Source organism: Sphingobium sp. DN12 (assembly GCF_051058005.1).
Lineage (GTDB): Bacteria > Pseudomonadota > Alphaproteobacteria > Sphingomonadales > Sphingomonadaceae > Sphingobium > Sphingobium yanoikuyae.
In genome coordinates, this window is the sequence record NZ_CP173717.1 from 1,080,001 (window position 1) to 1,095,745 (window position 15,745).

The following is a 15,745-nucleotide window of genomic DNA, read 5'->3' on the forward strand; positions in this document are numbered from 1 at the left end:
CTGTCTGAACATGGGGGGACCACCCTCCAAGCCTAAATACTCGTACATGACCGATAGTGAACCAGTACCGTGAGGGAAAGGTGAAAAGCACCCCGATGAGGGGAGTGAAACAGTACCTGAAACCGGATGCCTACAAGCAGTGGGAGGGTCCTTGAGACCTGACCGCGTACCTCTTGCATAATGGGTCTGTGACTTAGTGTATCAAGCAAGCTTAAGCCGTTAGGTGTAGGCGCAGCGAAAGCGAGTCTGAATAGGGCGCCATAGTTTGATGCATTAGACCCGAAACCCGGCGATCTATGCATGACCAGGTTGAAGGTGCGGTAACACGCACTGGAGGACCGAACCGTTCAATGTTGAAAAATTGTCGGATGAGTTGTGCTTAGGGGTGAAAGGCCAATCAAGCCGGGAAATAGCTGGTTCTCCGCGAAATCTATTGAGGTAGAGCGTCGAATATTTGCCGTTGGGGGTAGAGCACTGGATGGATGCGGGGGTCGCGAGATCTACCAATTCTAACCAAACTCCGAATACCAACGAGTCTAGTTCGGCAGACAGACGGCGGGTGCTAAGGTCCGTCGTCAAAAGGGAAACAGCCCTAACCTACAGCTAAGGTCCCCAAGTCATCACTAAGTGGGAAAGCATGTGGGATTTCCAAAACAACCAGGAGGTTGGCTTAGAAGCAGCCATCCTTTAAAGAAAGCGTAACAGCTCACTGGTCTAAATAAGAGATCCTGCGGCGAAGATGTAACGGGGCTAAAGTGATGCACCGAAGCTTAGGGTTCAGTCTTATGACTGAGCGGTAGCGGAGCGTTCCGTAGGCCGTTGAAGCGGAAGGGTAACCGACCGTGGAGGTATCGGAAGTGCGAATGCAGACATGAGTAGCGATTAAGAGGGTGAGATGCCCTCTCGCCGAAATTCCAAGGGTTCCTGCTTAAAGCTAATCTGAGCAGGGTAAGCCGGCCCCTAAGACGAGCCCGAAGGGGGTAGTCGATGGGAACCACGTTAATATTCGTGGGCCTGGTGGTGTGTGACGGATGCCGTAAATTGTTCGGGCTTATTGGATTGCTCCGGGCAGTGAAGGGGTCCCAGGAAATAGCCCCACCGTATAGACCGTACCCTAAACCGACACAGGTGGAATGGTAGAGTATACCAAGGCGTTTGAGAGAAGTATCCTGAAGGAACTCGGCAAATTGCCTCCGTACCTTCGGAAGAAGGAGGCCCCATCTTAAGGCAACTTTTGATGGGGGGCACAGGCCAGGGGGTAGCGACTGTTTAGCAAAAACACAGGGCTCTGCTAAGTCGGCTTCAAGACGACGTATAGGGCCTGACGCCTGCCCGGTGCCTGAAGGTTAAGAGGAGGAGTGCAAGCTCTGAATTGAAGCCCAGGTAAACGGCGGCCGTAACTATAACGGTCCTAAGGTAGCGAAATTCCTTGTCGGGTAAGTTCCGACCTGCACGAATGGCGTAACGACTTCCCCACTGTCTCCAGGATATGCTCAGCGAAATTGAATTCTCCGTGAAGATGCGGAGTACCCGCGGTTAGACGGAAAGACCCCGTGCACCTTTACTGCAGCTTCAGAGTGGCATTAGGAAAGAACTGTGTAGCATAGGTGGGAGGCTTTGAAGCATTGACGCCAGTTGATGTGGAGCCATAGGTGAAATACCACCCTGTTGTTTTCTGATGTCTAACCTCGCACCGTTATCCGGTGCAGGGACCCTCTGTGGCGGGTAGTTTGACTGGGGCGGTCGCCTCCTAAAGAGTAACGGAGGCGCGCGATGGTGGGCTCAGGACGGTTGGAAACCGTCTGTTAGAGTGCAATGGCATAAGCCCGCCTGACTGCGAGACTGACAAGTCGAGCAGAGACGAAAGTCGGTCATAGTGATCCGGTGGTCCCTCGTGGAAGGGCCATCGCTCAACGGATAAAAGGTACGCCGGGGATAACAGGCTGATGATTCCCAAGAGCTCATATCGACGGAATCGTTTGGCACCTCGATGTCGGCTCATCACATCCTGGGGCTGGAGCAGGTCCCAAGGGTTTGGCTGTTCGCCAATTAAAGTGGTACGTGAGCTGGGTTCAGAACGTCGCGAGACAGTTTGGTCCCTATCTGCCGTGGGCGTCGAAATTTGAGAGGAGTTGACCCTAGTACGAGAGGACCGGGTTGAACATACCTCTGGTGTACCTGTCGTCACGCCAGTGGCGCAGCAGGGTAGCTATGTATGGACGGGATAACCGCTGAAAGCATCTAAGCGGGAAGCCTCCCTCAAGATAAGATTTCATCGAGCCGTCGTAGACCACGACGTTGATAGGCTGGATGTGGAAGTGCGGTAACGCATGGAGCTAACCAGTCCTAATTGCTCTGTTCGCGCTTAAGAGTCCCACCATCAACGACAATGCTGGAAACAGCTAGGACGCTGATGGCGTGGTTTTAAGCCAGCCCAGATATACGAACATACAAACACACAAAATTGTGCACGGTATCGATTAAAAACCCGCAGTTATGCGCCTGCTTCATTGCTTGGTGACCATAGCGTCTGTGACCCACCCGATCCCATCCCGAACTCGGCCGTGAAACCAGTCTGCGCCGATGGTACTATTGCTCAAGCACTGGAAGAGTAGGGCGTCGCCAGGCATTGAAGCACGCGCATAGCAACGGATCAAAAACCCATCACAATGTTACAAAACAGGGCGGCCCGCAAAGCCGCCCTTTTTGCATGTCAGGGCCACAAAAGCCCAGTGTCGCGGGATGGAGCAGCCCGGTAGCTCGTCAGGCTCATAACCTGAAGGTCGTAGGTTCAAATCCTACTCCCGCAACCAACACACACAACACAGCACACGCCGCCTCGGAGCATTCCGCGGCGGCTTTTCTGTGGCCGCGTCTTAGCGGCCTCTCTCACTCAACCCCTGTTGCGCGCGCCGGCTTCGCCTTGCCGGGCGTGGTGCCCGTGCCGGCGAAGGGGCTCAGGCGGAAGCTGAAGCGCGTCGGCGCGCTGTTGGTGCGATAGGCGGCCATGGGCTTGCCGAACTCGCTCCACTGGGTGTCGCCGCCCACGCCCCATTGCGCCGCGTCGATCAGCAGCGTGCCCTGGTCGTGCGGCCGGATGTCCGACGATTTCCATGTGCCCGGCTTGTGCCGGTCGAGATCGGCATAGGGGAAGGCGAGGGCGTTCATCATCATCGGCTGGTCGCCCTGCACGCGCAGGCCCGCGCTGCCACCGGACAGTTCCATCCAGCGGACATCGACCTTGTTGCCGGTCTCCTGCGGCCGGATATAGTCGTGATTCTGATCCGCCAGCGCGCCGCGCCACAGGCCGATCGGCGCCGATGTCCTGCGATCGACATAGCTTTCATGCGGGCCGCGGCCATACCATTCTACCGTATCGAGATCGGAGGGAAGGCTGAAGGCCAGGCCGATGCGGAAGGGGGGCGGCAGGTCGGGTTTGACGGGGGTGAAGCTGCCGGAGACGGTCACCGAGCCGTCGCCGACCATGCGGTATATGCTGGTGAAGCTGGCCGCGCCATCGCCCAGTTGATAGTCGACCTCGACGGTGCGGCTACCATCGGTCTGGGGCGTCAGGCGGATCGCGCTGACCTTGCGCTGCTCGCTCATGCCCTTCCAGATCGCGAATTGCCTGTCGGTGCCGATGCCGATGTCATTGTCGGTCACCGCGCGCCAGAAATGCGGCGCGCCACCCTGTGCCAGCATCCGGCCGTGCTTGCTGTAGGAACGGACCAGGCCGCTCGTCCGGTCGATCACCAGCGCAGCGTCAGCGGCACTCAGGCTGATCGCGCCGCCCTTGTCGCTGATCGCGACGGTGCCGCTGGCGGCGGCGGGCAGGGCCGGCGTGTCCCGTTGCAGGGCGAACTGTTCCCACCCGACCAGCGCATCGGTCTCCATGGCGGGGATCGAGCCAGCTTTGGCTCGGGCGCTGATCGTCACGAAATATTCCGACCCAGCCCGGCGCGGCATGGTTGCGATCGGCACCGTCATCGCGGCTGCGCCATGGGCCGGAACATTGGGCGCGGCGAGCGATCCACGCGCAATCTCCACGCCATCCTCCAGCAGTGCCCAGTCAAAGCTGAAGCCTGACAGGTCGATGAAGTCATGCCGGTTGCGTACGGTCAGGCGGCCGCTCGCCGGATCGAATCCGTCGAACTGGACCGGCGCATAGACCTTGCGCAGTTCATAGAGGGCGGGATTGGGGGTGCGATCGGACTGGAGCAGGCCGTCGCCAAATTCGATGTCGCCGCCCGGATTGGGGCCATATTCGCCGCCATCACCCCAATAGCGCTGTCCGTCCTTGGTGTAGCGATACATGGACTGGTCGACCCAGTCCCAGATGAAGCCGCCCTGCAGCTTTTCGGGATGGGCGTAGATCGCGTCCCAATAATCCTTCAGATTGCCACCCGAATTGCCCATCATATGGGCATATTCGCACTGGATCATCGGCTGCCGGAAATTCCAGTTGGTGGCATAGTCGACCAGCTTGGCGACCGGATCATACATGGGCGCATAGATGTCGGCATAGTCATTGGGGCGGTGATCGCCGATCCCGTCCCATGTGCCCCAGCCCAGATAGCTGATCAGCCGGTCGGGATCGCGCGCCTTGGCGGCGGCTGCGGCGGCGGCGAAATTGGGGCCGATCCCTGCTTCATTGCCTAGCGACCAAAAGAGGATCGACGGATGGTTCTTGTCGCGCTCCATCATGTTGGTGACGCGGCTGACATGGGCATCCTTCCAGGCCGGGTCGAAGCCGATCTGGAATTCGGCGCGCCGTTCGCCATGCTTGTTGGCATAGTCCATATAGGCGTGGCTCTCGATATTCGCCTCGTCCATGACATAGAGGCCATAGCGATCGGCAAGCTCGTAGAGGCGCGGGTCATTGGGATAGTGCGACGTGCGGATCGCATTGATATTGTTGCGCTTCATCAACTTGATGTCGCGCTCCATCGACTCCAGTGAAATGACGTGGAAGGTTTCGGGATCATGCTCGTGGCGGTTGACGCCGCGAATGGTGATCGGCTTGCCGTTCACCGTGACGACGCCATTCTGCATCGCCACGGTACGGAAGCCGATCCGCGCATAGCTGGACTGGATGATCCGCCCCTGCGCATCATAGAGTTCGACCAGCAGCATGTAGAGATTGGGCGTCTCGGCCGTCCATGGCTTCACCGTGTCGACCAGGCCGGTCAGCGTCACGGCGCGTTCGGCCTGGCCCGCCGCAACGGGCTGGCGGCCTTCGATCACGGTGCGATCGCCGTCCATCAGGACATAGCGCGCGCTGGTCGCGGCCCCCGGCGTCACTGCGACATCGACCGCCAGCTTGCCGGCGCCCGTCGCATTGTCGAAGCCGGCATGGGCGAAGAAGTCACGGATGCGCGTTCTGGGCGTAGCCATCAGGAACACCTCGCGCTCGATGCCCGACACGCGCCAGAAATCCTGATCCTCCAGATAGGAGCCGTCCGACCAGCGGAATATCTGAATGGCGATGCTGTTGCGGCCGGGACGGACGAAGCGGGTGACGTCGAATTCCGACGGCAGCTTGCTGTCCTCCGAGTAGCCGACTTTCTGGCCGTTGACCCAGACATAATAGGCCGAGCCCGCCGCCCCGATATGCAGCACGACATCCTGCTCGGTCCAGCCCGCCGGCAGGTCGATGTCGCGACGATAGGAACCGACCGGATTGGTCGCATGGGGGATCAGCGGCCGGTTGGCGGGGAAGGGGTAGGTGATATTATTGTAGCGGGCCTGGTCATAGCCCTCCGCCTGCCAGTCGGCCGGCACCTTGATCGATTTCCAGCTCGACACGTCGTAATCGGGCCGCTCGAACCCGGTCGGCAATGTGTCGGCATCGGGTGAGAAGGCGAACTTCCATTCCCCGTTCAGCGACAGGAAACGGCCCGATTGGGTGCGATGGCCGGCCAGCGCGCGGTCCCGGCTCTCGAACGGAAAGGCTGTGGCGCGGGCGGGCAGCTTGCCGATTGCGAAGATGGCGGGATTTTCCCAGTCGGGCCGGGCGGGATCGACCTGTACGGGCTGCACCTGCGGCGGGCCACCCTGCGCCAACGCGCCGCCCGCCAGCGCCAGTGTGCTGACCGCCGCCAGGGTCCAGATCCGTCCGTGCATTCCCATCCCCTTATTTCAACTGGCAGATATCGAGGACGTCCATGTCCTCATAATCGAGATTTTCGCCGGCCATCGCCCAGATAAAGCTGTAGTTGCGGGTGCCCGCGCCCATATGCACCGACCAGGGCGGCGAGATCACAACGTCCTCATTCTCCATTACAATGTGCCGCAATGCGTCCGGCTGGCCCATATAGTGGAAGATTCTATCTTCCTCTTCCAGATCGAAATAGAGATAGATTTCCGATCGCCGCTCATGGACATGGGGCGGCATCGTATTCCAGACGCTACCGGGCTCCAGCCGGGTGAGGCCCAGGCACAGCGACGCGCTCTGGCACAGATGGGGCAGGATCAACTGATAGATGGTTCGCTCGTTGGACGTTTCCAGGCTGCCCCGCTGCATCGGATTGCTGTCCGCCTGCGACAATTTGCGTAGCGGAAAGGCAGCATGAGCCGGGACGCTGAGCAGATAGAAACGCGCGCCTTCACCGCTGAAGCTGACCGCCTGCGAGCCCATGGGAATATAGAGGGCCTCATAGCGGGCGAGCCTGTGGTCGGTGCCATCGACGCGAACCGTGCCGTCGCCCTTGCCGATATTGACGACGCTCATCTCGCGCCGTTCCAGCAGCGGATGGCCGGCCGCACTCTCCGGTTCGCTCTGGCATGGCAGGTCCAGCGTCCCGGCGCCCGGCACCGCGCCGCCGATGATGAAGCGTTCGCCATGGGAGTAGGTGAGGGTGATTTCGCCCGCGCGGAACAGGCCGGATACCAGATGCCGGTCGCGCAAATCCTCGTTGCTGGCGCCGTCCATCATTGCGGGATGGGTGGCGTAATAGGTTTTTTCGAACATGCCCCTGGTCCTCCCGCGCGTCAGCGTTGCGCGTCGAGCGCGGCCACCGCAGTCGCCGCCATCAGGAAGGCGCCGACGCCATAATATTGGGTGTCGCTGGCGGCCACCTTGTCAGGCCGGTCGCCAACCTGCTGGACCCAGCCCAGTCGGCCGTCGGGCTGGATCGCCTTTTGCAGCGCGGCCCAGCCCTTGCGCACCACCGGTTCATATTCGGCGCGGGGCAGCAGCCCGGCCTTGATCCCCCAGGCGAGGCCATAGGTGTAGAAGGCTGTGCCACTGGTTTCGGGTGGCGCATTCTCCGGCGCCAGTAGCGAGGGTGCCCAATAGCCGTCGGGCTTCTGCAGCGTCTTGATCTTCGCCGCCATCTCCTTGAAAAGCGCTTCCATCCGGCTGCGGTCGGGGCTGTCCTGTGCCAGCAGCGGGAGGACGCGTGCGATGCCGCCGAATACCCAGCCATTGCCCCGGCTCCAGAACTGCTTGCGGCCCCTTTCGTCGCGCCGCTCGAAGAAGCGGCTGTCGCGATAATAGAGATGCTCGGCAGGGTCGAAGAGGAAGTCGGTGGTTGCCCAGAATTCCTTCATCGCAAAGCGCATATAGCGATCATCGCCGGTCTGGCGCGACAGTTCGACAAATGCGGGCGGCGCCATGAACAGGGCATCGCACCAGCACCAGCGCTTGAGGCACTCGGTCGCGCCATAGCCCTGTGGCGGGATGGCGAAGGCAAGGGTGGTGACCGCCGGTTTGTCGACCACCGTGTCGAACGCGGCGCGGGTCGGGGCTAGCGCATCCTTGCCGGCGTCATGGGCTGCGGCCCAGAGATAGGCCTGGGCGATCGCCTGATCGTCGGCGAAATAGAGATTATCGCCGGGTTTCCAGCCATTGCGCTGGCCCATCGCCAGGATCGCCTCCTTGATCCGGGGCGGGGCGCCGGCGTCGGCGAGGGCGGTCATACCGACCCAGAACACAGCCTGTTCCCAGCCGCGCGTCTTGCGCGTCTCGTCGGTGGCGCTGGGAATGTGCGATAGATCGTCGAGCCGCGCCAATTGCCAGTCGGCCAGCTTCACCGCCGCCTCGATCGGTGTGCGGGCGGGCTGGGCGGCATGGGCCGGCGCGGCGACAGCGCAGGCCAGCATGATCGGCGCGAAGGAGCGGAAGGTCATGATGCAAGCTCTCCAGTAGGCAAGAGACGGGGACTGATGATGTGGAGCAGCGCCAGCGCCACCAGATAGGCGCTGCCGGCGACGGCGAAGATCAGGGCATAGCTGCCGGTCATGTCCAGCACATAACCGACGAACTGGGCGATCAGCATGCCGCCGATCGCGCCGGCCGTGCCGCCGATGCCAACCACCGATCCCACGGCAGCGCGCGGGAACAGGTCGGACGGCAAAGTCAGGATATTGGCGGAAAAGGCCTGGTGTCCGGCGGTCGCAAGACCGATCAGCAGCACCGCCGCCCAGAGATTGTCGATCGACTGGACGGTCACCACCGGCAGCACCGCCAGCGCGCACGCCAGCAACGTCGCCTTGCGCGCGGCATTCACGCTCCAGCCGCGCGCGATCAGCCGCGACGATGCCCAACCGCCCAGCACGCTGCCGGCGTCCGACATCAGATAGATGACGACCAGCGGCGGGCCGAAGCTCTTGAGGTCGAGGCCATAGCGCTTGCCGAGGAAATCGGGCAGCCAGAATAGGAACATCCACCAGATCGGGTCGATGCAGAATTTGGGTAGCGCATAGGCCCAGGTCTGGCGGATGGTGAACAGTCGCGACCAGGATATGGGCGCGCTGGCACGCACCGGATCGCTGCGGATATAGGCGAGTTCGCCGGGGGATACGCGCGCATGATCCTCCGGCCGGCGATAGATGAGCAGCCAGGTAGCCACCCAGATCAAGCTGGCGAGACCGGTGACGATGAAGGCGGCGCGCCAGCCATAGGCGATGGTGATGGCGGGCACGATCAGCGGCGTGGCGATCGCGCCGACATTGGCGCCGGCGTTGAACAGGCCGATCGCCAGCGCGCGCTCCTTCTGGGGAAACCATTCGGCCACGACCTTCAGGCCGGCCGGGAAATTGCCCGCCTCGCCAATGCCCAGGGCAAAGCGGACGGCGATGAACTGGGCAATGCCGCTGACCAGGCCATGGGCGGCATGGGCGAGCGTCCAGAAGGTGAAGGCGGCGGCATAGCCGATCCGCGCGCCGACCCGGTCCATGAAGCGGCCCATGGCCAGGAAACCCAGCGCATAGGCGCACTGGAACCAGAAGACGATATTGGCATAGTCGCTCTCGCGCCAGCCCAGTTCGGCTTGCAGCACGGGCTTGAGCACGCCGATCATCTGCCGGTCGACATAGTTGATCGCGGTCGCCGCGAACAGCAACCCGCAGATCAGCCAGCGATAGCGGCTGGCCCGATCGCTGGCGCCGGCAACGGCATCATCGACGATATCCGGGGCGGGATGCGGCATGGTCATGATCGTCTCGCGAAAAGATGGGCACCGGGGCGTGCAGTCCCCGGTGCCCAAGGGGGGAGGGGTCAGAATTTGCCGCGGATGCCGAGCGAAATGGTGGTGCCGTTGAAGAAGCTGTTGTCGCGCCGCGACTGGCCATTGCCCTTCGGTCCGTCCGGATCCTGGTAATAGATGTAGACATTCTCGTTGGTGATGTTCAGCGCATCGACACGGACCTCCAGCGCATCGCTGAACCGGTAGCTGATCGTCCCGTCGAGGAAGCCCTGCGGCGCGGTATAGGGTATCTGGTCGTTGCCGGTATTTTGCGAGGTGATGCCGGTCTTGGCACGGTAATTATAGGAACCGCGGATCGCGAATGGGCCCTTTTCGTAGAAGAGCGTCGCGCTGTAGCTATATTCCGGCACGAAGGAGATCGGCACGCGCGTCCCTTCGGTGGTGACGAAATCATCGCCCTTCTGGTCGATCAGCGTCAGGCTGCCGGTAAAGCCAAGCCCGTCGAACGGCTTGGGCAGGAAGGTGAAATTCTGCTGATAGGCAAATTCCAGCCCCTTCAGCTTCAACTGGCCCTGATTGACATATTGGGTCCGGCGGATCAGGAAATCGTCCGGTATGGTGCCGCCGGGGAAGCCCAGCGAGGTCGTGTTGAACGCGCTCGACGGCAGGCCGAGCGAGCCGAAGGTGACGAAGTCCTGCACCGCAGTTGCACGATCGGTAATGTCCTTCTTGAAGGCACCGACGCTCAGCAGCGCGCCGGGGGCGAAATACCATTCGACGCCGGCGTCATATTGGGTCGCGACCTGGGGCCGCAAATTGGGATTGCCGACCGTGACGTCGGGATTGAAGACGTTGGGCACGATGGTGCCGCCGGCAATGGCGGTCAGCGCCGCACGGGTGATCGTCTTGCCGGCTGACGCACGCAGCAGCAGATTGGACGTCAGGTCATAGGCCAGGCTGGCCGATGGCAGCCAGTTTTCATAGCCGCCCTCGCGCCGCTGCGGCAGGAAGACGCCGGCGCCCGCGCTCTGATAATTATTGATGATGGTGCGGGTGTCGGAATAGCGCAGGCCGGCATAGCCGCGCAGTTCCTTGCCGAACAGCGGCAGGGCGAAATTGCTCTCGAAGAAGGCCGTCTTGACAATTTCCTTGGCGTTGAAGGCCGCGTTGAGATTGACCTTGGCCGCTTCGTTCGCGCCGTTGGCGTCGAGATAGTCCATCACGAAGGAGCGCGGGAAGCTCGCAAATTGGGACGGATAGCCCGAATTGCCGCCGTCGCGGATCGCCCCATATTGGATATAGGGATCCATGTAGGAAAAGACGTCGAGGCCGACCAGCTTGCCGGCCGCGATGCTGCTGCCGTCCTGGGTCGAGATGCGCTTGCCCGTGTTCACATAGCTGCCGCCGATCTTGAGCGCGAACTTGCGTTCGCCATCGTCCAGCAGCGACCAGTCTAGGACGGCGCGCGCCGTCTTCTGCTTGTCGATCTCGCGGTTGAGCGAGAAGCCCAGCGTCGGCGTGGTGTAGTTTGACGGATCGGTGAAATCGACCGGCGAACTGATGGTCGGATAGGTGACATTGCCGGTCGGGTCGAAGGTGCTGGTCACGCCATAGATGTTGCTGACGATCCGGTTGGCGGTGTAGCGGGCGTTGCTCTCGCTCAGATTGGCCTGGGCCGACAATTTCAGATTGTCGGTGAAGTCATAGACGCCCCGGATGATGCCATATTTGAAGCGGGTGCGGGCGTTGCGGAAGAAATTCTCGTTGATGAAGCTGCTGTTCCCGAACGTGCCGTAGAGATTATTATATTCGTCGATCTTCACGTCGAGCGGGATCAGGCCGGAATTGGTGCCGGTGCCCGGCGCGCTGGTCGACCCCGGCACAGTGCGGGAGTTGCGCACCGCGACGCCAAAGGTGAACTCGTCCGCCTGATCCTTGAGCTGCGAGAAGATGCCGTCGGCGCTCAGTTCCAGCCGATCCGACTTATATTGCAGCGACCCGACCAGGCCCAGCCGCTCGCGCTCATTGTTCGAGGTGAAGACGCGGTAGAAACGCGGCATATAGGCGTTGGCCACCTGGTCGCGGGTCAGCGACCCATAATTGGCCAGAGGATTGTCGAGGTCGAGCTGGAACTGGAACGGGCCGCCGGTCGTGGTCGGGCCGGCATAGGCACGCGAACCGATAACCGAGCTGTTATAGCCGCCGGTCGACTGGAAGCCGGACCGTTCATTGACATTCTTGGCATAGGCCGCGCCCAGCAACACACCGAAGTCGCCCCATGTGTCGCTCAGCAGCAGCGATCCGCGCGGCTGCCACTTCTTCGACTGGGTATTGTAATTGGCCTGGGCGGTATAGCGGATGACCCGGTCCTTGCTGTCGAAGGGGCGGGGCGTCTGCAGGTCGACATTGCCGCCGATGCCGCCCTCTTCCAGATTGGCAAGCGGGGTCTTGTAGACATCGACACGACCGAACAGTTCGGATGGGAAGACGTCATAATTGAAGTCGCGGGTCGAACTGCCGACATTCTGTGACGATGTCGTGCGCACCGGTGCGCCGTTGATGGTGGTGACGGTGAATTCCGATCCCAGGCCGCGAATGCTGATGCGCTGGCCTTCGTTCGATGCGCCGTCGCGGCTGAGGAAGACGCCCGGAATACGCTGCAGCGAATCCGCGACATTGGCCTCCGGGAATTTGCCGATGTCCTCGGCAACGATGGAGTCGCGCACGCCGACGGCTTCGCGCTTCAGTTCGATCCCCTTTTGCAGGCTGCCGCGAAAGCCGGTGACGACGATGTCGGCAGTCGTGGCTTCGCCCTGTGCTGCATCGGTCTGGGGTGTTGGCTGGGGTTCTGCCTGGGCCAGTGCGGGGGCCGAGGCCGCAATCATGGCCAGCATGCTCACCGACATGGCGACGCACGGAAACGCCTTGTTCATATCCATCCTCCCTCATCACGACTCTGATCGTGTTGATCAGGTTATCATACAACTTTGAGGGGGATGTCAATTGTCAGACTTTAGTTATGCAATCATTCGTCCCGGCTGATCAGGTCGTTGAGTTCGGAATGGCGCAAAAGGCTTTCCTGCATGTGATGGCGGGCGGCATGGCGCGCCTTTTCGATGTCCATGCGGACGATGGCGTCAAGCACCGCGTCATGCTCGTCGCTGACCTTGTGGGTATAGGCGTCGTGCGATCTTTCTGGCTGATATTTGAGATAGAGGCTGCTTGGTGGCACCAGGCGGACGCCCAGAAATTCGACGAAGCGGGCGTAATAATCATTCCGGGTCGCGCGGGCGATCGCCATGTGGAACTGGCTGTCGGCTGTGGCGGCGACGGCCGGATCCTCAGCCTCGCGGATGCGGCGTAGCGCGTCGCGCATCGCCGAAATATCTTCGTTCGTGCGGCGGGCAGCCGCAAGGCCGGCCATTTCGGTCTCGATCGCCAGGCGCATTTCCAGCAATTTGATCACGTCCGATAGCTCGGACAATTCATCCTTGGTGACCTGAAAGGCGCGGTAGCGCGCGGCATCCGACACGAACACGCCCGATCCCTGGCGGGCGACGGCAAAGCCCTGTGCCTCCAGCCGGGCGACCGCTTCGCGGACCACGGTGCGGCTGACATTTTCCTGCTCGGCAATGTCCTTTTGCGCGGGCAGGCGCGATCCGGGCGGGATGCGGCCGGACAATATGTCCTCTTCCAGTTTGGTGTAGAGCATGTCGGCGAGTGAGGCGGCTTTGGCCATGATGTCGTTCCAGTGAATATTCTTTTTCGAGCCTGCCAGCCTGCGGCAATGTGAGCAAGGGCTTGGCAAGTCTGATTCGATGATTTATCAGCTTATCATACAAATAATCGAGAGGAGCCTGTGGTGAACCGCCCCCAGCCAACAGCATCGTCACGCCGCATTCGGACGCCCTATCTGTCGATCGGATTGGTGGCGATCGGTCTTTGCGTCGGCGCGGCCCTGGCGCAGGGCGATGGGGCGGGCGATCGTCTGCCGGTCGAGAAGCGCCTGCCACCACCGCCCAGCCAGGCGGCCGCCGCCGTCGCACTGGTTGCATCCTATCGCTACGACGACCTGCTGTGGGAAAATGACAAGACCGCCCATCGCATCTACGGCCATGCGCTGGAGGCGGCCGAGCCGCCATCGGGATCGGGGATCGACAGCTGGGGCAAGAATGTCGCCTGGCCCTTCGCCGATCGCCAGCTACGCAGCGGCGACCAGCACGGCTATCATGGCGAGGGGCTGGACTTCTACAATGTCGGCACCACGCGCGGCGCGGGCGGCCTTGGCATCTGGCATGACAACAAGCTGTGGACCTCGCGCAATTATGTCCGTGCCCATATTTTGAAATCGGGCGGACAGGTCGCCGACTTCAGCGTCGATTATGCGCCCTGGCCGGTCGATGTCGATCGCAAGGTCTGGGAAACGCGCCGCTTCACATTGCCGCTCGGCACCCATTTCACCCGGCTGGTCTCGACCATAGGATCGGACAAGGCGGCGCTGCTGGCGGTGGGCATCGGCATCGGCAAGCGCACCACGGGGCAGGGGGCGGGCGACCTGACCGTAGATCGGGCCCGCGGCCTGGTGAGTTGGTGGGGCCCGGAAGATGGCGCGCATGGCCGTATGGCGCTGGCGTTGCGTGTCGATCCGGCGCAGATCGCCGATATCCGCGCGGATGCCGACAATCAGCTCATATTGCTGACGGTCAGGCCGGGTCAGCCCTTCGTCTATTATTCCGGCAGTGCCTGGAACAAGGGGGAGGGCGGTTTCACCACCCGTGCCGCCTGGGATGCCTATGCTGCCGGCCAGACCCTCGACTTCACCCCGCCCAAGGATTGACCATGACCAGCCATATCGACCGTCGCGCGATCCTGACCGGCATGGCGACCGGCACTGCCGCTTTCGCCGCCATGCCCTCGCTTGCCAACGCCGGGGAGGCCGCGCCCGTCGCCGCCGATGCGGACGACCGCAGCTATGCCCTGGCGCTGCTCGAACGCATGGCCAGCCCCGTGCTGTCGCGCATGGCCAGGGGGCAGTTGCAGGCGCAGTGGAAGCCCGAGCTCAGTCCCACCTGGGATGGCCGCAATCCCAAGGTCGCCTTTCTGGAATCCTTTGGCCGGCTGATCGACGGCATCGCGCCCTGGCTTGCGCTGCCCGATACCGATGGCGCGGAAGGGCGACTGCGCGACCGACTGCGTGAGCAGGCGCTGGCGAGCTATGTCCACAGCGTAGATCCCAAGAGCCCCGACTATCTGCTCTGGCAGGCGGAGGGGCAGCCATTGGTCGATTCCGCCTATTTCACCAGCGCCCTGCTGCGCGCGCCGCAGGCATTGTGGGATCCGCTCGACCGGGCGACCAAGGACCGGATCATCAAGGAGATACAGGGGCTGCGCCGGGTCGCGCCACCCTATACCAACTGGCTGCTGTTCGCGGCGATGAACGAGGTGTTCCTGCTGTCGGTCGGGGCGCAATGGGATCCGATCCGGGTCGACCTGGCGCTGCGCAAGTTCAGCGAATGGTATGTCGGCGACGGCTGGTATGCCGATGGCGAGCATTTCCATTTCGACATGTATAACAGCTATGTCATCCACCCGATGCTAACCCAGATTTGGGATGTCCTGGTCCGCTGCGATGCGCGCTTCAACGCGCTAGATCCCAAGGAGCGGCTCGCCATCCAGATCCAGCGGATACAGCGGTTCGGTGAGGCGCTGGAGCGGATGATCGGGCCGGACGGCGCCTTCCCGCCGGTCGGCCGTTCACTCACCTATCGCACCGCCGTTCACCAGCCGCTCGCCTATCTTGCTTGGCGCAAGCTGCTCCATGCCAAGCTGCCCGAGGGCCAGGTGCGCGCCGCGACCATGGCAACCCAGCGCCGCATTTTTGCGGATCCCAGCAATTTCGATGCCGATGGCTTCCTGACCATCGGCTTCGCCCGGCGCCAGCCGAGCCTGGGCGACGTCTATTCCAACGCCGGCAGCATGTATATCACCTCGGAAAGCCTGCTGGCGCTCGGCCTGCCTGCATCCGACAGCTACTGGACCGCGCCGGCCCAGCCCTGGACCATGCGCAAGGCTTATGCGGGCCAGGATTTCCCGAAGGACTATTATATCGCCAATTGAGGCGGCCGCCGCCGCCCGATGAAGGTCAAGCGTTTCTAATAAGCGGCCCAGCAAAGCTTGACAGACATATCTCTACTTAATTGGCAGATAAAGTCCTCTCATATCAGACGAGGACTTGGATATCATGGCGTGGACGCAGCGGTGGACGGATAGGCTGGCCCGGTTCAGGGCGGCGGCCCGGCGCGAATTGCTACGCGATC

8 protein-coding genes, 1 tRNA gene and 2 rRNA genes (1 of these 11 cut by a window edge) are annotated in these 15,745 nt (G+C 61.8%); 5 read left to right on the forward strand and 6 right to left on the reverse strand.

Annotation, left to right across the window (positions count from 1 at the left end; translation table 11 throughout):
- The 3 genes from ACI6S0_RS05155 to ACI6S0_RS05165 form a co-directional block, all read left to right on the forward strand.
- Positions 1-2,369 (forward strand): 23S ribosomal RNA (locus tag ACI6S0_RS05155); it begins 424 nt to the left of the window's first position.
- A gap of 144 nt (positions 2,370-2,513) precedes the next feature.
- Positions 2,514-2,628 (forward strand): 5S ribosomal RNA (gene rrf / locus ACI6S0_RS05160).
- Positions 2,629-2,736: 108 nt separating this feature from the next.
- A tRNA-Met gene (locus tag ACI6S0_RS05165) sits at positions 2,737-2,813 on the forward strand.
- Positions 2,814-2,889: 76 nt separating this feature from the next.
- Here ACI6S0_RS05165 and ACI6S0_RS05170 read toward each other — a convergent pair.
- The 6 genes from ACI6S0_RS05170 to ACI6S0_RS05195 all read right to left on the reverse strand — a co-directional run bounded on the left by ACI6S0_RS05170 (position 2,890) and on the right by ACI6S0_RS05195 (position 13,167).
- Complete coding sequence (locus ACI6S0_RS05170) at positions 2,890-6,123, reverse strand: glycoside hydrolase family 2 TIM barrel-domain containing protein (RefSeq protein ID WP_434405199.1); 3,234 nt, start codon at positions 6,121-6,123, stop codon at positions 2,890-2,892.
- Between the two features lie 10 nt (positions 6,124-6,133).
- Complete coding sequence (gene kduI / locus ACI6S0_RS05175) at positions 6,134-6,970, reverse strand: 5-dehydro-4-deoxy-D-glucuronate isomerase (RefSeq protein WP_333702119.1); 837 nt, start codon at positions 6,968-6,970, stop codon at positions 6,134-6,136.
- A 20-nt stretch (positions 6,971-6,990) separates the two neighbouring features.
- Complete coding sequence (locus tag ACI6S0_RS05180) at positions 6,991-8,130, reverse strand: glycoside hydrolase family 88/105 protein (RefSeq protein WP_434405200.1); 1,140 nt, start codon at positions 8,128-8,130, stop codon at positions 6,991-6,993.
- Entirely contained in the window at positions 8,127-9,437 is a 1,311-nt protein-coding gene (locus tag ACI6S0_RS05185) for an MFS transporter (protein ID WP_434405201.1), read from the reverse strand. Before ACI6S0_RS05185 ends, ACI6S0_RS05180 begins: the two co-directional genes overlap by 4 nt.
- 62 nt (positions 9,438-9,499) lie before the next feature.
- Positions 9,500-12,361, reverse strand: coding sequence for a TonB-dependent receptor (locus ACI6S0_RS05190; RefSeq protein ID WP_434405202.1), 2,862 nt, complete (start codon positions 12,359-12,361; stop codon positions 9,500-9,502).
- Between the two features lie 92 nt (positions 12,362-12,453).
- Positions 12,454-13,167, reverse strand: coding sequence for a FadR/GntR family transcriptional regulator (locus ACI6S0_RS05195; RefSeq protein WP_037520836.1), 714 nt, complete (start codon positions 13,165-13,167; stop codon positions 12,454-12,456).
- 123 nt (positions 13,168-13,290) lie between these two features.
- On the opposite strand from ACI6S0_RS05195, the gene ACI6S0_RS05200 reads away from it, so the two are divergent.
- Together ACI6S0_RS05200 and ACI6S0_RS05205 are read left to right on the forward strand one after the other, a co-directional pair.
- On the forward strand, positions 13,291-14,265 hold the full coding sequence (locus tag ACI6S0_RS05200) for a DUF4861 family protein (protein ID WP_434405203.1): 975 nt from the start codon (positions 13,291-13,293) through the stop codon (positions 14,263-14,265).
- A 2-nt stretch (positions 14,266-14,267) separates the two neighbouring features.
- Positions 14,268-15,545, forward strand: a complete 1,278-nt coding sequence (locus ACI6S0_RS05205) for a DUF2264 domain-containing protein (RefSeq protein WP_434405204.1) — start codon at positions 14,268-14,270, stop codon at positions 15,543-15,545.
- The last annotated feature ends 200 nt before the right edge of the window (positions 15,546-15,745 follow it).

What these genes read in the sequence shown, in the direction of transcription:
- ACI6S0_RS05170 (WP_434405199.1), bottom strand. Translation starts at nt 6,123, where the DNA reads ATGCACGGACGGATCTGGACCCTGGCGGCGGTCAGCACACTGGCGCTG.
- kduI (WP_333702119.1), bottom strand. Translation starts at nt 6,970, where the DNA reads ATGTTCGAAAAAACCTATTACGCCACCCATCCCGCAATGATGGACGGC.
- ACI6S0_RS05180 (WP_434405200.1), bottom strand. Translation starts at nt 8,130, where the DNA reads ATGACCTTCCGCTCCTTCGCGCCGATCATGCTGGCCTGCGCTGTCGCC.
- ACI6S0_RS05185 (WP_434405201.1), bottom strand. Translation starts at nt 9,437, where the DNA reads ATGACCATGCCGCATCCCGCCCCGGATATCGTCGATGATGCCGTTGCC.
- ACI6S0_RS05190 (WP_434405202.1), bottom strand. Translation starts at nt 12,361, where the DNA reads ATGAACAAGGCGTTTCCGTGCGTCGCCATGTCGGTGAGCATGCTGGCC.
- ACI6S0_RS05195 (WP_037520836.1), bottom strand. Translation starts at nt 13,167, where the DNA reads ATGGCCAAAGCCGCCTCACTCGCCGACATGCTCTACACCAAACTGGAA.
- ACI6S0_RS05205 (WP_434405204.1), top strand. Translation starts at nt 14,268, where the DNA reads ATGACCAGCCATATCGACCGTCGCGCGATCCTGACCGGCATGGCGACC.